The sequence below is a fragment of the Pantoea sp. MQR6 genome, from assembly GCF_022761075.1.
Classification (GTDB): domain Bacteria; phylum Pseudomonadota; class Gammaproteobacteria; order Enterobacterales; family Enterobacteriaceae; genus Pantoea; species Pantoea phytostimulans.
In genome coordinates, this window is record NZ_JAKYXB010000003.1 from 1 (window position 1) to 17,907 (window position 17,907).

General features: G+C 49.4%; 17 protein-coding genes. 2 read left to right on the forward strand and 15 right to left on the reverse strand.

The features are described 5' to 3' along the window. Positions 1-222: 222 nt before the first annotated feature. From MUG06_RS12760 to msrP, 15 genes are all read right to left on the reverse strand, one after another. Positions 223-984 (reverse strand): amino acid ABC transporter ATP-binding protein, encoded by a 762-nt coding sequence (locus MUG06_RS12760; protein ID WP_279234001.1) that lies wholly within the window; start codon positions 982-984, stop codon positions 223-225. A gap of 10 nt (positions 985-994) precedes the next feature. Continuing rightward, positions 995-2,095, reverse strand: a complete 1,101-nt coding sequence (locus MUG06_RS12765; RefSeq protein ID WP_215845442.1) for an amino acid ABC transporter permease — start codon at positions 2,093-2,095, stop codon at positions 995-997. A gap of 15 nt (positions 2,096-2,110) precedes the next feature. Continuing rightward, complete coding sequence (locus MUG06_RS12770) at positions 2,111-3,289, reverse strand: amino acid ABC transporter permease (RefSeq protein ID WP_215845443.1); 1,179 nt, start codon at positions 3,287-3,289, stop codon at positions 2,111-2,113. Between the two features lie 69 nt (positions 3,290-3,358). Then, positions 3,359-4,384, reverse strand: a complete 1,026-nt coding sequence (locus MUG06_RS12775; protein ID WP_215845444.1) for an amino acid ABC transporter substrate-binding protein — start codon at positions 4,382-4,384, stop codon at positions 3,359-3,361. 535 nt (positions 4,385-4,919) lie between these two features. Then, the gene (gene fis / locus MUG06_RS12780; protein ID WP_003855228.1) at positions 4,920-5,216 is read right to left on the reverse strand and encodes a DNA-binding transcriptional regulator Fis; all 297 of its coding nucleotides are present in this window, start codon (positions 5,214-5,216) and stop codon (positions 4,920-4,922) included. Positions 5,217-5,239: 23 nt separating this feature from the next. Continuing rightward, a complete protein-coding gene (dusB, locus tag MUG06_RS12785) occupies positions 5,240-6,205 on the reverse strand; it encodes a tRNA dihydrouridine synthase DusB (protein WP_215848212.1) in 966 nt (321 codons plus the stop codon). Positions 6,206-6,532: 327 nt separating this feature from the next. After that, complete coding sequence (locus MUG06_RS12790; RefSeq protein ID WP_243078827.1) at positions 6,533-6,763, reverse strand: carbonic anhydrase family protein; 231 nt, start codon at positions 6,761-6,763, stop codon at positions 6,533-6,535. A 667-nt stretch (positions 6,764-7,430) separates the two neighbouring features. Further along, a complete protein-coding gene (gene prmA, locus MUG06_RS12795) occupies positions 7,431-8,318 on the reverse strand; it encodes a 50S ribosomal protein L11 methyltransferase (RefSeq protein ID WP_243078828.1) in 888 nt (295 codons plus the stop codon). 16 nt (positions 8,319-8,334) lie between these two features. After that, positions 8,335-9,780 carry a sodium/pantothenate symporter gene (gene panF / locus MUG06_RS12800; RefSeq protein WP_243078829.1) on the reverse strand — a complete coding sequence of 482 codons (1,446 nt, stop codon included), beginning with the start codon at positions 9,778-9,780 and terminating at the stop codon, positions 8,335-8,337. Next, positions 9,770-10,012 (reverse strand): YhdT family protein, encoded by a 243-nt coding sequence (locus MUG06_RS12805; RefSeq protein ID WP_243079094.1) that lies wholly within the window; start codon positions 10,010-10,012, stop codon positions 9,770-9,772. Before MUG06_RS12805 ends, panF begins: the two co-directional genes overlap by 11 nt. A gap of 71 nt (positions 10,013-10,083) precedes the next feature. Further along, on the reverse strand, positions 10,084-11,433 hold the full coding sequence (gene accC, locus MUG06_RS12810) for an acetyl-CoA carboxylase biotin carboxylase subunit (protein WP_243078830.1): 1,350 nt from the start codon (positions 11,431-11,433) through the stop codon (positions 10,084-10,086). Positions 11,434-11,444: 11 nt separating this feature from the next. Then, on the reverse strand, positions 11,445-11,906 hold the full coding sequence (gene accB, locus MUG06_RS12815; protein ID WP_215845449.1) for an acetyl-CoA carboxylase biotin carboxyl carrier protein: 462 nt from the start codon (positions 11,904-11,906) through the stop codon (positions 11,445-11,447). Positions 11,907-11,931: 25 nt separating this feature from the next. Continuing rightward, the gene (aroQ, locus tag MUG06_RS12820; RefSeq protein ID WP_215845450.1) at positions 11,932-12,384 is read right to left on the reverse strand and encodes a type II 3-dehydroquinate dehydratase; all 453 of its coding nucleotides are present in this window, start codon (positions 12,382-12,384) and stop codon (positions 11,932-11,934) included. A gap of 232 nt (positions 12,385-12,616) precedes the next feature. Beyond that, positions 12,617-13,219 (reverse strand): protein-methionine-sulfoxide reductase heme-binding subunit MsrQ, encoded by a 603-nt coding sequence (gene msrQ / locus MUG06_RS12825; RefSeq protein ID WP_243078831.1) that lies wholly within the window; start codon positions 13,217-13,219, stop codon positions 12,617-12,619. After that, on the reverse strand, positions 13,220-14,224 hold the full coding sequence (gene msrP / locus MUG06_RS12830) for a protein-methionine-sulfoxide reductase catalytic subunit MsrP (protein ID WP_243078832.1): 1,005 nt from the start codon (positions 14,222-14,224) through the stop codon (positions 13,220-13,222). Between the two features lie 288 nt (positions 14,225-14,512). Here msrP and csrD point away from each other — a divergent pair, with 288 nt between their 5' ends. Both csrD and mreB read left to right on the forward strand, forming a co-directional pair. Beyond that, positions 14,513-16,462: an RNase E specificity factor CsrD gene (gene csrD, locus MUG06_RS12835; protein WP_243078833.1), complete on the forward strand. Its 1,950-nt coding sequence runs from the start codon at positions 14,513-14,515 to the stop codon at positions 16,460-16,462. 310 nt (positions 16,463-16,772) lie between these two features. After that, a complete protein-coding gene (gene mreB / locus MUG06_RS12840; protein WP_003855260.1) occupies positions 16,773-17,816 on the forward strand; it encodes a rod shape-determining protein MreB in 1,044 nt (347 codons plus the stop codon). Positions 17,817-17,907 lie beyond the last annotated feature (91 nt).

The following is a 17,907-nucleotide window of genomic DNA, read 5'->3' on the forward strand; positions in this document are numbered from 1 at the left end:
ATAAGAAAAAGCCCTTTGCATCTGCAAAGGGCTTTTTTCGTTTTGTACGTTAATAAAAACAACATTTTTAATCCTTTCCTGTCCTTGCGTCTATAAATTCTACGGTAAAATAACGTCTATTTAATCAATGGGATGGAAAGATTGACGTGACCGAGACACCGCAAAAATACCCATAAAAAACCCGGCGTGTAGCCGGGTGTGAACGGCATAATTGTCATCCTGTTAATGGATAACCTGCGACAGGAAAGCGCGCGTGCGTTCCGATTTAGGGTTCGCAAAGAACTCCTGCGGTGGAGCAACCTCAACGATTTCACCACGATCCATAAAGATCACTCGATCAGCCACGGTACGAGCAAACCCCATCTCATGCGTGACGCATAGCATTGTCATACCATCTTCAGCCAAACCGATCATGGTATCGAGAACCTCTTTTACCATTTCGGGATCGAGTGCTGAGGTAGGTTCATCAAAAAGCATAATTTTCGGTTTCATACACAGAGAGCGAGCAATGGCCACACGCTGTTGCTGGCCACCTGAAAGCTGACCCGGAAATTTGTGGGCATGCTCAGCAATACGGACTCGCTCTAGATAATGCATAGCCAGCTCGTCAGCTTCCTTCTTTGGCATTTTACGTACCCATGAAGGAGCCAACGTACAGTTCTGCAAAACTGTCAGATGGGGAAATAAATTGAAGTGCTGAAATACCATACCTACTTCTGTTCGAACTTTCTCAATATTGCGGACATCATCGTTGAGATGGATGCCATCTACCACAATTCGACCTTGCTGATGTTCTTCCAAATGATTGATACAACGAATAGTCGTCGACTTACCTGAACCGGAAGGGCCGCACAATACAATGCGCTCACGCGGTTTTACATGAAGATTAATATCTTTGAGAACATGGAATTGTCCGTACCATTTATTCACATTTTCGAGCGTAATCATCATAGCATTGGCAGATGGAGTGATAATTTGTGTCATTTAAAAAACCTCAGTGCGATTTACGCCCGGTGTGAAAGCGCTTTTCCAGATACTGGCTATAACGCGACATGCTGAAACAAAAAATCCAATAAACAAGCGCGGCAAATACGTAGCCTTCAGTGGACATGCCTAGCCATGCTGGATCGACAGTTGCCTGCTGAACGCTGCTGAAGAGATCGAAAAGGCCAATAATGATTACCAGGCTAGTGTCTTTAAATAGCGCAATGATAGTATTCACCAGGCCGGGAATAGTTAGCTTCAATGCTTGAGGTAATATAACCAGCATCTGAGTCTTCCAGTATCCTAACGCTAGCGACTCCGCAGCTTCATATTGGCCTTTCGGCAGCGCTTGTAACCCGCCTCTTACCACTTCTGCGACATACGCCGATTGGAAAAGTATGACGCCAACCAATGCGCGCACTAACTTATCGATCGTGGTGCCCTCGGCCATGAACAGCGGCAACATCACCGAAGACATAAACAGCACAGTAATTAGCGGAACACCACGCCAGAATTCAATAAATATTACTGAAAGCGAGCGTACAACTGGCATGTGTGAACGGCGTCCTAGCGCTAACAAAATACCCAATGGCAATGCACCGGCGATCCCAACAGCAGCGATAATTAACGTGAGCGTTAAACCACCCCATTGACGCGTTTCCACGCGCTCAAGACCAAAATATCCACCATACAACATGAACCAGACGATAATGGGATAAGTAACCGCCCAGGCAGCGATATAGCGCCCTCTGTATGGCAAATTCTTGATGAACATCGGAACAATTGAAAGCAGGCCAATAATCAGCGTCAGGTTAATACGCCAGCGCTGCTCATGTGGGTAAAGCCCATACATAAACTGACCAAAGCGCGAATGGATAAATACCCAACATGCGCCTTCTTTCGTGCAGTCAGCACGGGTTGTGCCAAACCAGTTAGCCTGAAAGATTAACCAATTCAATGCCGGTGGAATCACACTCCACATCACCCAGATGCAAAAGAGGGTAAGCAGGGAGTTCACCCAACCTGAAAACAGATTCTTACGTGCCCAACTCCAGGCGCGACTTATTGGCGTGGTAGGTACGGGCGGTGTTTCATGTGTAGTAACAGACATAGTTATCCCGTTCTCTTAACGCTCAACCAGCGCAATTTTGCGGTTGTAGAGGTTCATCAATAATGAAATCAACAAGCTGATAATCAGGTAAACGCCCATAGTTATCGCAATGGTCTCGATCGCCTGGCCAGTTTGGTTGAGCACGGTCCCGGCAAACAACGACACCATATCGGGATAACCGATAGCTGCGGCCAGAGAGGAGTTTTTCACTATGTTGAGGTATTGGCTGGTCAGCGGTGGAATGATGACGCGCATCGCCTGTGGAATAATGACCTGACGTAACGTGACTGGATGCGGTAAGCCCAGCGAACGCGCAGCCTCATGCTGTCCATACGGTACTGACTGAATACCAGAGCGTATAACTTCAGCGATAAATGACGATGTATAAATCGACAATGCCAGCGTTAACGCGGCCAGTTCAGGAATCATCACGAAGCCACCGCGGAAGTTAAATCCACGCAGTTGTGGTAAATCCCAATGGGTAGCGGCCCCAAATCCCAAATGTGCAATGAATGGAAAAATGACTAGCATAGCGATCGCTACGGGCCAGGTACGACGCAATTGGCCGGTTTTGCGCTGATGCGTCCGATTAAAACGAAACATCCCATAGCTAGCGGCAACGGCTAGCAGCAATGCGATAACAAAAGGCCAGGTTCCCGCTGCGTACGTAGGCCAGGGAACGTATAAACCTCGATTACTAACAAAAGCCATATCAAATGCACTTAACGCCTGGCGCGGTCCCGGCAAATTACGCAACACAGCAAAATACCAAAAGAAAATTTGCAGCAGTGGCGGAATATTACGGAAGGTCTCGATATAGATATTAGAGATTTTACGCAGCAGCCAGTTTTCAGACAGGCGAGCAAGGCCAATAAAAAAACCTAAAAAAGAGGCAAACACGATGCAAAGGGCGGAGACCAGCAGAGTGTTAGTTAAACCAACCAGAAAGACACGCGCATAGGTATCTGCTTCTGTATAAGCAATAAGATGTTGGACGATACCGAAGCCAGCATTACGTTCCAGAAAACCAAAACCGGATGTTATCCCACGATTAGACAGGTTGATCACTGTGTTGTGGATGAGATACCCCACCACCGCAATGACCGCTACTATCGCGATTGTTTGGTAAAGCCAGGCGCGAACTTTGGGATTACCGAATGAAAAATCCCTTTTCACGATTGGGCGTTGCGACATGTTGAAACCTCAATGACAAAAGCTTTGGTGGGGCACCGAAGAATACGGTGCCCGATTGGCGAGGTGTAATTAACGTACCGGTGGCGCGTATTGAATACCGCCGTTGTTCCAAAGCGCATTCTGACCACGTGCGATTTTCAGCGCACTGTCTTTACCAACGTTACGGTCAAAACTTTCCTGATAGTTACCAACCTGCTTAATGATGTTGTAAGCCCATTTGTTATCAAGCTTCAAATCCTTGCCAAAGTCGCCTTCAGCACCCAGCAAGTGCGCCATATCCGGCGTGGTAGGTTTGGCCGTCATCTGATCAACGTTTTTAGAAGTGATGCCCATCTCTTCAGCATTTAGCATTGCGTAAAGCGACCATTTCACGATGGTGAACCAGTCATCATCACCACGGCGTACCACCGGTCCCAACGGCTCTTTTGAAATGACTTCAGGAAGCACGATGAATTCGTCTGGTTTACCCAGCTTAATGCGCAATGCATAGAGTTGAGACTGATCAGAAGCCAGCGTATCGCAGCGGCCGCTGTCGAGCGCTTTAGCTGATTCGTCAGAACGATCAAAGGTGACAGGTGTGTACTGCATTTTATTGGCTTTAAAGAAGTCCGCCACGTTCAGCTCGGTATCGGTGCCTGCCTGAATACATACGGTAGCGCCATCCAGCTCTTTAGCGCTTTTGAGACCCGCTTTCTGATGTGTCAGGAAGCCGATGCCATCATAATAATTCACACCAGCAAACAAAAAGCCCATGCCGCCATCACGCGCGGAGGTCCAGGTCGTATTACGTGAAAGGATATCCACTTCACCTGATTGCAGCGCTGTGAAGCGCTCTTTAGCCGTCAGCGGGGTATATTTCACTTTAGTGGAATCCCCAAAGACTGCCGCCGCCGCTGCACGGCAGACGTCGACATCAATTCCCGTGAATTTGCCGTTGGAATCAGCGTAGGAAAAGCCCGGCAGGCCGTCACTGATACCGCACTGAACAAACCCTTTCTTTTTAATCGCATCCAATGTGGTTCCTGCATGCGCTTGCTGAGCAACGGCAAAGAGAGAAGCAGCAGCGACCAAAGTGGAGAGCATCATCTTTTTCATAAAGCATCCTGTGTGGCGGAATCGTGTTGTTATGTATTGCGCACTTTTTTGTGCGTTTTTTCCTGTCTGCGGCAGTCAGCCATTCACGACTTTGCAAAGCTGATGCCAGGTTTGCAGAATCATGAATTCCTTAGAAAGATCTGTTAATACTCCGAAGCACTTAGAAAGTTCCGCTAATATCGCGCACCAAAAGGAAGCATAGCGAGCCGACTCGATCACATTTAGTGCAATTAGTTTCACTATATGGAAGCAGTGTGAGAAGAGCCTCAGGATAAAATGTACAGACAGGACTTGTTGCTAATAAGGTCGGGAGGGATCACAAAAGCTCATAGACCGCGCAATAAGCGGCAACATAGGGGAAGAAACAGAAAGGGGAGGCAAGCAAGGCGATGAGAAAATATTACGTTTGCGATTGCAACACTCGTTACCATTAGGCGCTTGATCGTTTCACGCGTTTTTATTTGGCTTTGTTGCATAAAGCACAAATAAAAACGCCAACCCGAAGGTTGGCGTGATTAGCAGGTTGAACTAAAAATCAGTTCATACCGTATTTTTTCAATTTCTTACGCAGCGTACCGCGGTTGATACCCATCATCAAGGCAGCGCGAGTCTGGTTGCCACGGGTATACTGCATCACCATGTCCAACAGAGGCTGCTCGACTTCAGCCAAAACCAGCTCATACAGGTCACTAACGTCTTGACCATTCAGTTGAGCAAAATAGTTCTTCAGTGCTTGTTTTACCGAATCACGTAACGGCTTTTGCGTTACCTGATCTTGTGAGTTAACGGTAGAAACAGTCAGTACGTCAGAATTTACGCGTTGTTCGAACATAGTTCTTTCAGCTCTTTATTTCGTTACGCAAGATTTTCGAAGTATGCCTCCAACGCCTCCAGCTGTTCGCTGGCATCCTCAATGGCGTTGAATGTGCGCCGAAACTGGTCATTCGGGGCATGCTCCTGGAGATACCAAGAGACGTGCTTTCGCGCTATACGGTATCCCTTGCCTGAACCGTAAAAGTCGTGCAGCTCACGTATATGCGAAACAAGCAAGCGCTTCACCTCTGCCAAGGGCAGCGGAGCAAGCAGCTCCCCAGTGTCCAGATAATGCTGGATTTCCCGGAAGATCCACGGTCTTCCCTGAGCAGCACGTCCTATCATCAGAGCATCGGCTCCGGTGTAGTCGAGCACCGCTCGGGCTTTATGCGGGTCAGTTATGTCTCCATTCGCGATAATCGGAATAGAGACACTCTGCTTAACTGTCCGAATGCTGTCGTATTCAGCTTCCCCGTTGAACAGGCAGGCACGAGTGCGGCCATGTATCGTCAGGGCTTGAATGCCACAGCGTTCAGCCAATTGGGCAATCGCGACACAGTTCCTGTTTTCAGGATCCCAACCAGTACGAATTTTAAGCGTTACCGGCACATCCACTGCATTAACCACCGCGGAGAGGATAGATTCCACTGTCTCGGGGTATTGCAGTAAGGCCGAACCCGCCATTTTACGGTTAACTTTCTTTGCAGGGCAGCCCATATTAATGTCAATGACCTGTGCACCGGCATTAACGTTAACACGTGCAGCTTGGGCCATTTCGCTGGGATCGCAACCGGCAATTTGTACGGCACGAATGCCTGGCTCATCGCTGTGCACCATACGTAACCGAGATTTGTCACTCGCCCAAACTTCAGGGTTTGATGACAGCATCTCAGAAACCGCCATGCCTGCACCCATCTCATGACAGAGCGTCCTGAAAGGCCTGTCGGTAATACCGGCCATAGGCGCTGCAATCAATCGATTTCTCAGCTGAAGGTTTCCAATACGCATGAAGTCGGGATGCCATACTGTGTCTGCAAGGCGGCGTATATTACGCATTTTTTCAGGAAGATGAAAGGCCAAACTTTGAACAATAAGCATGGAAAGATCAAGCGAATCGGGATGTTGTAAGCTTACATTAACTTTTATTATTTAAATTCAACCAGTTACTGATTTATGCTGGAATTGTGAACAAACGTTTTTCCGATAAAGTTCAACAAAATGCCAGATATTAAACGTCACTTAGCGTGATTAACGATACATGTGGCGGAAGAAAAGGGTTTAGAAGAGGGTTCGGTCATCTCGCATGTCAGGATGCAGTCAAGCGACGTCAACGATTTACTCAACTATAAGGCGACCGTCCAGTGGCTGAACCAGACGGTTATTGCCGTGATCGCCTAATAAGCGGACAAAGGGCGGTAATTGCGCAGGCGAAGCGCTTACTGAATTTTTCATTATTATCCAGCGTACGCCTTCTGAACAAGGAAATGTGGTCAGTGAGCCATTGAAGCGATAGTAATATTTATTATCTGGAATCAGTTCAGCGAGACTCAATGGTTTATTAAGCATTTTCTCTTGATTCACTTTAGAAGGAACATGCTTTTAAACCGCCTCAACAGCAGGTTTTGCTTGACCTGCTTCGAACATGACACTGATAACGGGCAATTGACCTTGCTCGCTTGCATAAAAAAATGCACTTCTAACGGGAGAGATTTACTCTGGATGCGCTTTTCACTTGCCGCATGGAAATGGAATGGGCGTAATGTAAAAGTCTCTCTATCTCATTTAATTGTGCCGCCACCTTTAATACAAACCTGAATAGTATGACCATTATTAACAATGTTTTTTTGGCATAATAGTCCAAATTCAGAGGATTCAGCGTGCCGTTAACCACGCTGATAATATCAACAGGCAACTGATTTACCGTGGTTTTACAGGTTCAATAAGCAGCACCTAAATCACCCTAATGCTCAGGGGAGTGAATATTATGGGCATAGGTTAACGGTGCCAGAACCAGTAATAGCGCAGCCATGCTCAATTTAAATTTCTTATTTTAATTGAATAAAAAACTGAGATTGCGGTGCCGGTTGATGGCCCTATAAATAGTGATGGCGCTGTACCTGTGCGGGGAGTTTAATGGAGAAATTGTAAGGAAACGCCCTGGAATTTATTACCAAGGCGTTTTGAAAAGGGTCTTATTATCACTGCTAACTGACTTGATAATGAGCCTAAATTATTAAGCGTTGCGTTTTACGCCGGTAATTCGACACCACTCTTCTTTAACGGCAACCGGATCCAAATCGAACTGCTCTATATAAGCTTCACACACACCTTCAGCTTGGCTTTCCAAAACACCCGATAAGCCCAAATGGCCTCCTTGTTTTGGCAGCACACTGATCAGCGGCGCTAATTCACGCAGCGGACCCGCAAGGATATTCGCGACCACAACGTCAGCCTGAAGATTCTCTGGCTGTTGATGCGGCAGATAAAGAGAAAGTCGTTCAGAAACGCCATTACGCTCCGCATTATCGCGGCTGGCTTGAATCGCTTGCGGATCGATATCAACACCAATCGCCTGCGCTGCACCTAATTTCAAGGCAGCAATCGCCAGGATCCCTGAACCACAACCGAAATCGATCACAGTTTTACCGGTTAGATCCAATCCATCCAGCCAAGCCAAGCATAGCGCGGTTGTTGGGTGTGTTCCGGTGCCAAAAGCCAAACCGGGGTCAAGCATCACATTGACTGCGTTGGGATCCGGCACATCGCGCCAGCTTGGGCAAATCCACAAACGCTCGCCAAAACGCATTGGGTGGAAGTTCTCCATCCATTCACGTTCCCAGTCTTTATCTTCAATCTGTTCGATCTTGTGGCGGAAATCAGCTGCTAATACCGGATGTTGTGACAGCTCAGCGACGACCGCTTTCATATCCGTTTCTGCGTCAAACAAACCAATCACGTCGGTATCGCCCCACAGGCGCGTTTCGCCCGGTAACGGTTCGTAGACGGGTGTGTCATTGGTGTCCTGAAAAGTCACTGACACCGCGCCTGTTTCTATTAACGCATCGCTCAGCGTCTCCGCATGTTCACCTGCGCTATTAATTTTAATTTGAATCCACGGCATAATGTCTCTCTTAAATTCAGTGTTGTGGCGCATCAACCGGTTGCGGGACACGTCCAAATAGATTGCCGACTAAAAATGCCAGCAGACTTAAAAGCAGGGCAGGTACGATGGGATGAAATCCCCCTATTTGCCAGTTCAGGCTCGCCAGAAAAGCGTAGCAGCTGCCACCAACCACCATACCGCTGATCGCACCTGCGGCATTTGCGCGTTCCCAATACAGACCCAAAACCAGAGGCCACAAGAACACCGCTTCCAGGCCACCAAAGGCCAGCAGATTGAGCCAGATGATCATATCGGGCGGATTCCAGGCGGCGACCAGCAGCAGAATACCGAGCACAAAAGTGATGGTGCCAGACAAGGCGCGCAGTCGCGCTTCATTTTCCATTTGGTGCGGCGCAACGCGCAAATAAAGATCTTTTACCAGCGTCGCTGAAGCTTGTAACAGCTGTGCATTAATCGTCGACATGATGGCCGCCATGGGCGCTGCCAGAAAAAGTCCAGCGGCTAACGGTGGAAGCACAGTAATCATCAATGTTGGAATAACGCTATCGGGTACCGTGAGATTGGGCAAAACGGCTCGACCAAAGGCACCCGCCAGATGCATGCCAAGCATCAAGATCACCACTACGATGGTGCCAAGAATAATCGCACGATGTACTGCTTTGCTGTCTTTATAGGAGATACAGCGTACCGCGGTGTGCGGCAGGCCAATAACGCCAAAGCAGACCAGCACGGTAAACGACGTAAGAAAGGTGGGGTTAATAATATCGCCCGGCCCTTCCGGCGACAGCAGTTTAGGATCGATGGCATGAAGTTTTTCTACCGCTGCGTGTAAGCCACCCGCCTGATGAATAACGGCAAACAGCAGCAGAAAGGTACCAATTAGCATCACTACGCCTTGCATAGCGTCGTTGAGTACACTGGCGCGAAAACCACCAAAAGCGGTATAGAGCGCAACGGTGCCGCCAAAAATGAGCAATCCAGTGTCATAAGGAATGCCGGCCGCTGTTTCGAGCAGGCGTGCACCACCAATAAACTGGACTGTCATCGCCCCAATAAAAGCAATAAGAAGGCTCAGGCTGGCTAACCAAATAAGCAGTGTGCTGCCATAACGCGCATAGAGCATGTCATTCAGGGTTACTGCGTTGTATCGTCGCGCCAGGATAGCGAATTTTTTGCCTAATACGCCTAACGAAAGCCATACCGCTGGAACTTGCACCATCGCCAGCAGCACCCAGCCTAAACCATATTTATAGGCTGCGCCGGGGCCACCGATAAATGAGCTGGCACTGATATACGTAGTCGTAATGGTCATCGCCAAGACAAAGCCGCCCATCGAGCGGTTACCGAGGAAATATTCAGTAAGGAAATTGCCTTGGCGCTGTTTACGCGCGGCAAACACCGACAGAGCGGCGATCCCCACCAGGTAGGCTAATAAAGGAAGGACAATTTCAGTTTCCATTTTCATCCTCCAGCGACATATTGCGGAATATCAGCCGCACCATCAACCAGCATAAAAAAATGAACAGCAGCGGCGCAAAAACGCAGGAAAGTTCGAACCAGCGAGGCAAGCCAATAATGCCGATTTGATTACCGCCCAGCCAGGCAGATAAGCCCCAAACGACTAGCCAGGCCAACGTCAAATACAGCGACCAGCGCGCTTCTTTATGTGCCTGTAAAAAGCGAGGATCCATCATTCACCCCAATCCCAGCGGCAAAAGAAAAAGGCCGGATTAACCGGCCTCTCATTGTCTCAGCGTTGCGTTTATTTATCGTGCAGGCCGAGTTTTTTCTCCAGATAGTGGATGTTGGTACCACCGTGCTGGAAGTTTTCGTCGGACATGATCTTCATCTGCAGCTCGACGTTAGTCTTGATGCCGTCAATGATCAGTTCCGCCAGCGCGTTTTTCATGCGCGCAATGGCCACGTCACGGGTTTCACCGTAAGTGATCAGTTTACCGATCATAGAATCGTAGTACGGCGGCACACTATAGCCAGCGTAGATGTGCGATTCCCAACGTACGCCAAAACCGCCCGGCGCGTGGAAGCGGGTAATTTTACCCGGACTCGGCAGGAAGGTATTGGGATCTTCGGCGTTGATTCGGCACTCAACTGCGTGACCGCGAATCTCTACGTCAGACTGCTTGATCGACAGCGGTTGACCGGCAGCGATACGCAGCTGCTCTTTGATCAGATCGACGCCAGTGATCATCTCGGTAACCGGATGCTCAACCTGAATACGGGTATTCATTTCAATGAAGTAGAATTCACCGTTTTCATACAGGAACTCGAAAGTACCTGCGCCACGATAGCCAATTTCGATACAGGCTTTAGAGCAGCGTTCGCCGATAAAGCTGCGCATTTCAGGCGTGATGCCCGGCGCTGGCGCTTCTTCAACGACTTTCTGGTGACGGCGCTGCATAGAGCAGTCGCGCTCGCCGAGATAGATGGCGTTGCCCTGACCATCGGCCAGTACCTGAATCTCGATGTGGCGCGGATTCTCCAGAAACTTCTCCATATAAACCATGTCATTGTTGAAAGCCGCTTTGGCTTCCGCTTTTGTCATGTTAATGGACTCTTCCAGATCTTTGTCACTGCGCACGACGCGCATGCCGCGACCGCCGCCGCCGCCGGAGGCTTTGATGATCACCGGATAGCCGATGCGCTTCGCGAAGGCACGGTTCTTTTCCATGTCGTCGGTCAGCGAACCGTCAGAGCCTGGTACGGTTGGCACGCCAGCTTTCTTCATCGCGTTGATAGCGGAGACTTTGTCTCCCATCAGGCGGATAGTGTCCGCTTTCGGGCCTATGAAGATAAAGCCTGAGCGTTCAACCTGCTCGGCAAAATCGGCGTTCTCAGAGAGGAAGCCGTAGCCGGGATGGATCGCCACGGCGCCGGTGATTTCCGCTGCGGAGATCAGGGCCGGGATGTTCAGGTAACTTTTGACCGACTGAGCCGGGCCGATACAGACGGTTTCGTCCGCCAGCAGCACGTGCTTGAGGTCACGATCCGCGCTAGAGTGCACCGCTACGGTCTTGATGCCCAGTTCTTTACAGGCACGCAGAATACGCAGCGCGATCTCACCACGGTTAGCAATTACAATTTTATCCAGCATGGTTCGCCTCGTTATTCGATGACGACCAGCGGCTCGTCGAATTCAACCGGTTGACCGCTTTCCACCAGGATCGCTTTCACCACACCAGACTTATCGGCTTCGATCTGGTTCATCATTTTCATGGCTTCAACGATGCACAGCGTATCGCCGGCATTCACTTTCTGACCCACTTCGATGAAGGCTTTGGCATCTGGGCTCGGGGTGCGGTAGAAAGTACCGACCATAGGAGAACGCACGATGTGGCCGCTGATTTCCGCTGGTGCGGCTTCCGCCACGGTAGCAACCGGTGCAATAGCGTTAGCCAGGGCAGGTTGCGGAGCAGGAACAGCATAAGCCTGCTGCATCATCGGATAACCAACATTTGCAGGTGCACGACTGATGCGAACGGACTCTTCGCCCTCGGAGATTTCCAGCTCGGAGATGCCAGACTCTTCAACCAGTTCGATCAGTTTTTTAATTTTACGAATATCCATGAGTGGGGTTCCGTACTCAGTTTGATTAATTTGTTTGAGACAGGCGTTTTACTGCCGTTTGTAAAGCCCATGCGTAGCCGTCAGCGCCAAGTCCACAAATCACGCCAGCAGAAACATCAGAAAGATAGGAATGATGACGGAAGGGCTCGCGAGCATGCACGTTTGAGAGATGCACTTCGATGAACGGAATATCTACCGCCAACAGTGCATCACGCAGTGCTACGCTGGTATGCGTAAACGCGGCAGGATTAATAATGATGTAATCCACATTGCCTTTGGCCTCATGAATGCGATCAATAAGCTGGAATTCAGCATTGGATTGCAAGTGGCTTAACGTCACATTCAATTGGTTTGCTTGCTGCGTCAGATCGGTGACAATCTGATTTAGCGTGGTGTGACCGTATTTCTCAGGCTCGCGCGTTCCCAGCAAATTAAGGTTGGGACCGTTTAAGAGCAGAATGTGTAATTTATGCGCCATCTTGCTGCCATCTCCCGCAATCATTGAGGCATCGCGTAAAATACCTTGCCTCTCTTCGTTTGTCACCCGTCAGGGTAAAAAAGAAGACATGGCTTGCAATAAAGCCGGGCATTATATCCGTTTCGTAGCATTTCGCAGCAAAATACTGGTCTTATCTGCGAAGATGATTGGACGTGGCCCAAGGGCCACATCTTTTATCAGAGAGTAGAGGCAGAAAACAACGCAGGAAGGGTTAAAAAGGCCACCATTTAATGAATTTTTTGTAACGCCACGCTAATAGCAGTGCAGCAATACCGGCATAAATCAACGGTTGCGGCGACACAGTTTTCACTGACCAAATGTAGTGAATAGGTGCCAGTATGGCCACGATATAGATGCAGTTATGCAAAGTTTGCCAGCGTTTGCCGAGCTTGCGCTGCATACGTTGAAATGATGTAACAGTAAGTGCCAGCAGTATCAACCAACAAATAATTCCCAGCGTAAGATAAGGACGGGAAATTAATTCGCTCCCCAACAAACGGAGATTATCAACGCCAAGTTCCAGCAGGTAGTAGCTCAGTAAGTGAAGGCAGGCCCACACAAAGGTCCAGACGCCAAGCAGGCGGCGTGTGCGGATCAACAGCGGCTGTTTAGCGTAGCGAGTCAAGGGTGAGACCAACAGCGTTGCCAGCAGCAATTTAAGCGCCATACGGCCAGTAAAATGTTGGATATCCTTGGCTGGGTCAGCGCTCAATCCTCCCTGGCTGGCTGCCAGGAAAAGATAAACCAGCGGTAAAAATGCCACTAAATGCAGCATTACCTTTAGCCAGATAATCTGCTTAATAGAAAGGCGCACTCAATAATTCTCCCGCAGATCGAGTCCACGATAGAGCGAGGCGACTTGATCCGCATAACCATTAAACAGCAGTGTTGGCTGACGCTCGACTTTCAAGGATCCGCCGGGACCAATAAAACGCTCGGTGGCCTGCGACCAGCGTGGATGATTTACATGCGGGTTCACATTGGCATAAAAGCCATATTCGTTGTTGGCGATCTGGTTCCAGGTTGTCGGTGGCTGCTCACGCGTTAACGTAATTTTGACGATCGATTTAATCCCTTTGAATCCATATTTCCACGGCACGGTCAGGCGAATTGGCGCACCGTTTTGAGGGGGCAACGCCTTGCCATAGACGCCAGTACTGAGAAGGGTCAGCGGATGCATGGCTTCATCTAAGCGTAATCCTTCAACATAGGGATAGTTCAGCCCGCCGCCAATAAACCGATCTTTTTGGCCCGGCATCTGGTCTGGTGCATAAAGTGTTTGAAAAGCGACAAAACGCGCATTGCTGGTGGGCTCCGCAAGACTAATGAGTTTGTTTAACTCAAAACCAACCCATGGAACGACCATCGACCAGGCTTCGACACAGCGCATGCGATAGATACGCTGCTCCATAGCAAAGCGTTTAAAAATCTCATCCATGTCTAACGTAATGGGTTTAGCCACTTCACCGTCTATCGTCAGTTTCCAGGGATCGGTTTTCAGCGTGCCAGCGTTAGCGGCAGGATCAGTCTTATCCAGACCAAATTCATAGAAATTGTTATAACCCGACACTTTATCTTCTGGCGTTAATGTCAGATTATTTTGATATTGCTCGGGTTTACTGAAATCCAGAGGGCGGCCAGCCGGTGCTGCAGGACGATCGTTGCCTTTAAACCAACTGAGGATATCTGCATTCGCCATACTGGGTACGCTCATGGCCGCAGCACTCAATCCTAAAGTTTTCAAGACCTGACGGCGCTGCATATTAAAAATACTTTCAGGGGTAACGTCGTTTTCAGTCAGGCTTTTGGTTGTTTTCATGCTCTATTCTCCAGACTCGATTTTGTCTTCCAGCATGGCTAAAAACCCTGATGCTGGCGAATTTCGCCGCGAAAATGTGAAATTTCCTGGCAAGCCTTGCCAATCAGAATACACCGAAAAGTTTCGCGATAAAGTTCAGCGGTCATCTGCCGGCGGTATACTGATCGCTCACACATTGCAACGCTGCCGCCTGACGCAAATTATGCTATTTTGCTCGCGTTTTCATCGGCTCGGCGATGCCATACAGGAACGTGATCTGGTTATCACCGCAGTAATACAGGCACAGGGATGCGATTAACCACCAAACTATCCGCGTTTATTACATTTCTCAGCGTACTGGCGATGTTACTTATGCTGGTAGGCTGTGCTTTCAGCGTTTTTTGGCTGAGCCATCAGCGGGTTGAAAACAGAGTACAAGTGCTGGCGACCGAAGTGGATAAATCACTTTTTAACCAAACACCCGATCAACTCAACGGCTGGCTATCTCGCTTGATGCCGGTCATGAATGCCGAGCAACTCACCTTGCACAGCGGTAGTCACACGCTGCTCACACTCTCTCGCCACGAACATCAAATGATTGAAGATCAACCCAATCGTTTTATTCAATTTGATGTGCCATTAATGCACCAAACAGGCGTGAGTTTACGTGTCCTGATGCTCGATCCGGCGAAAACCTGGCTGCGTTCTATTACCGCGGCTTATACGCTTGGTGCCTTACTCTCCGTTGTGCTGGTGATGAGTCTACTGTTGTTCATTATGCATCGCTGGTTAACCCGACAATGGCGAGGCATGGAACATTTAGAAGTACGTGCAGATGCAATTATTGAAGGTGAGCGCCAGATAATGCGCAACAGCCATATCGACGAGTGGCCACCCAAAGCCAGTCGTGCGCTGGACGTGCTGCTGACAGATTTACAGGAAGCGGGTGAGCAGCGGCTTCGCATCGATACCCTGATTCGCACATTTGCCGCTCAGGATGGCCGCACAGGTTTGAATAATCGTCTGTTTTTCGATAACCAGCTGGCTACGCTGCTTGAAGATCAGGAGGCTGTCGGCACGCACGGGGTGGTTATGATGGTGCGCCTGCCCGATTTCGATATCCTGAATGAAACACTGGGTCCCTCCTTAGTCGAAGAATATCTTTTCGATCTGGTCAACATGTTGTCGACTTTTGTGTTGCGCTATCCAGGCGCGCTGCTGGCCCGTTATTTCCGCAGTGATTTTGCCGTATTACTGCCGCATCGTAGCTTAAAAGAGGCGAATGGCATTGCCGATAAATTGATTAATGCTGTCGATTCGCTGCCACCCATGCGCATGGTGAATCGTGACGATCTGATACATATCGGTATCAGCGCCTGGCACAGCGGACAAAGCGTGCCGCAGGTAATGGAAAATGTCGAAATGGCGACACGGCGGGCAACGCTACTTGGCGGGAATAACTGGTCGAATGGCGAAGGCAATCCTCTTGATGCCGGGCGAGGTAGCGTGCGCTGGCGCACTTTATTGGAAAATACGCTGAGCCGCGGTGGGCCACGCTTATATCAAAAACCTGCAGTGAACAGAGAAGGCAAAGTGCAGCACCGGACAATGCTGACGCGCATCTTTGATGGCGATAAAGAGGTGCAAGCGGCAGAGTATATGCCGCTGGTACAGCAGCTCGGCATGGCAGAGGTTTGGGACCGCCAATTAGTGACGCGAATCGCGGCTTTATCAGAATGGTGGCCGGAAGAAACGCTGGTCATGCCCGTGAATATAGACTCTTTGTTACAGCGTTCTTTTGTGCTCTGGCTGCAGAATATGCTGCTGCAATGTCCAAAAGGACAAAGAAAACGATTTTTATTTGAACTTGCCGAGGCAGATGTATGTCAACACATCAACCGTTTAACGCCAGTTTTTCGTGCGTTAAAAGCTTTTGGTTGCCGGATTGCGGTAAGCCAGGCTGGATTGACGGTGGTAAGCAGCGCCTATATCAAGCAATTACCGGTGGAATTGATCAAGCTTGATCCCGGCTTAGTTCGCAACATTGAGCACCGAACTGAAAACCAGCTTTTTGTGCAGAATTTGATGGAAGTGTGTAAATCGACGCAGACCCAAGTTTTTGCCACAGGCGTACGAACGCGCGCCGAATGGCAAACGCTGGTGGGCTTAGGTGTAGCAGGGGGGCAAGGCGACCTATTTGCGCCATCTCAACCGGTAAACAGTAACGTTAAAAAGTATTCTCAACGTTATCGTATTTAGCCCATTGCGCCGCTTTATAGGCTTTACACTCGCTTTTTTGCCAATGAACCTAACGCAGAGTCCAGAATATCTGGCCGGAAATGTTAAAGTTTATGTCGAAGCTCTTCTGAAACATTGCAGCTAAAAGCGGCTAACAGGGCGTCATTTCGCCATTCCGCTGGTGCAGAAGCCTCGTACAGATAACTTAAACGCAATTTGGCGTGTTTTTTCACCGAAGCAGAACGTTTTTGCGCCTTGTGGCAGCTTCGTGTGGTTGGTAAAGTAAGCGGATTTTATTTTCCGCCCCCAGCTTGCAGGATTATCCCTTAGTATGTTTAAAAAATTTCGTGGCATGTTTTCCAATGACTTGTCCATTGACCTGGGTACCGCGAATACCCTGATTTATGTGAAAGGACAAGGCATCGTGCTGAACGAGCCCTCCGTGGTTGCTATCCGCCAGGATCGAGCCGGTTCACCGAAAAGTGTTGCGGCCGTCGGTCATGACGCAAAACAGATGCTTGGCCGTACGCCAGGTAATATTGCAGCCATTCGCCCGATGAAAGACGGCGTTATCGCTGATTTCTTCGTCACCGAAAAAATGCTGCAACACTTTATTAAACAAGTGCATAGCAACAGCTTTATGCGTCCCAGCCCACGCGTGCTGGTCTGCGTGCCGGTGGGGGCGACGCAGGTAGAACGTCGTGCCATCCGTGAATCTGCTCAAGGTGCTGGTGCGCGTGAAGTGTTCCTGATTGAAGAGCCAATGGCTGCGGCAATCGGTGCTGGCCTGCCTGTCTCTGAAGCAACCGGTTCAATGGTGGTTGATATCGGTGGCGGTACGACAGAAGTGGCTGTGATCTCCCTGAACGGTGTGGTTTATTCCTCTTCCGTGCGCATCGGTGGTGACCGCTTCGATGAAGCTATTATTAATTATGTGCGTCGTAACTACGGTTCATTGATTGGTGAAGCGACCGCAGAACGTATCAAGCATGAGATCGGTTCAGCCTATCCGGGCGATGAAGTGCGTGAAATTGAAGTGCGTGGTCGTAACCTTGCTGAAGGTGTACCGCGCGGCTTTACGCTGAACTCCAATGAAATTCTTGAAGCGTTGCAAGAGCCACTGACCGGTATCGTTAGTGCGGTAATGGTTGCGTTGGAACAATGTCCGCCAGAACTGGCTTCTGATATTTCCGAACGCGGCATGGTATTGACCGGCGGTGGTGCGTTGCTGCGTAATTTGGATCGTCTGCTGATGGAAGAAACCGGTATTCCGGTGGTTGTCGCAGAAGATCCATTAACTTGCGTAGCACGCGGCGGCGGTAAAGCACTGGAAATGATCGACATGCATGGCGGCGATCTGTTCAGCGAAGAATAATCGCCTCAACCGGCTGAGACCGTGAATTATCATGCGCAGGGAATAGCGTGTAAACCGGCGCGGCACGCGTCGGTTAGATACGTCCAGCCCA

Bases quoted from the DNA above. Each gene is read 5' to 3' on its own strand.
- MUG06_RS12760 (WP_279234001.1), bottom strand. From the start codon at position 984: ATGACACAAATTATCACTCCATCTGCCAATGCTATGATGATTACGCTC.
- MUG06_RS12765 (WP_215845442.1), bottom strand. From the start codon at position 2,095: ATGTCTGTTACTACACATGAAACACCGCCCGTACCTACCACGCCAATA.
- MUG06_RS12770 (WP_215845443.1), bottom strand. From the start codon at position 3,289: ATGTCGCAACGCCCAATCGTGAAAAGGGATTTTTCATTCGGTAATCCC.
- MUG06_RS12775 (WP_215845444.1), bottom strand. From the start codon at position 4,384: ATGAAAAAGATGATGCTCTCCACTTTGGTCGCTGCTGCTTCTCTCTTT.
- fis (WP_003855228.1), bottom strand. From the start codon at position 5,216: ATGTTCGAACAACGCGTAAATTCTGACGTACTGACTGTTTCTACCGTT.
- dusB (WP_215848212.1), bottom strand. From the start codon at position 6,205: ATGCGTATTGGAAACCTTCAGCTGAGAAATCGATTGATTGCAGCGCCT.
- MUG06_RS12790 (WP_243078827.1), bottom strand. From the start codon at position 6,763: ATGCTTAATAAACCATTGAGTCTCGCTGAACTGATTCCAGATAATAAA.
- prmA (WP_243078828.1), bottom strand. From the start codon at position 8,318: ATGCCGTGGATTCAAATTAAAATTAATAGCGCAGGTGAACATGCGGAG.
- panF (WP_243078829.1), bottom strand. From the start codon at position 9,780: ATGGAAACTGAAATTGTCCTTCCTTTATTAGCCTACCTGGTGGGGATC.
- MUG06_RS12805 (WP_243079094.1), bottom strand. From the start codon at position 10,012: ATGGATCCTCGCTTTTTACAGGCACATAAAGAAGCGCGCTGGTCGCTG.
- accC (WP_243078830.1), bottom strand. From the start codon at position 11,433: ATGCTGGATAAAATTGTAATTGCTAACCGTGGTGAGATCGCGCTGCGT.
- accB (WP_215845449.1), bottom strand. From the start codon at position 11,906: ATGGATATTCGTAAAATTAAAAAACTGATCGAACTGGTTGAAGAGTCT.
- aroQ (WP_215845450.1), bottom strand. From the start codon at position 12,384: ATGGCGCATAAATTACACATTCTGCTCTTAAACGGTCCCAACCTTAAT.
- msrP (WP_243078832.1), bottom strand. From the start codon at position 14,224: ATGAAAACAACCAAAAGCCTGACTGAAAACGACGTTACCCCTGAAAGT.
- csrD (WP_243078833.1), top strand. From the start codon at position 14,513: ATGCGATTAACCACCAAACTATCCGCGTTTATTACATTTCTCAGCGTA.
- mreB (WP_003855260.1), top strand. From the start codon at position 16,773: ATGTTTAAAAAATTTCGTGGCATGTTTTCCAATGACTTGTCCATTGAC.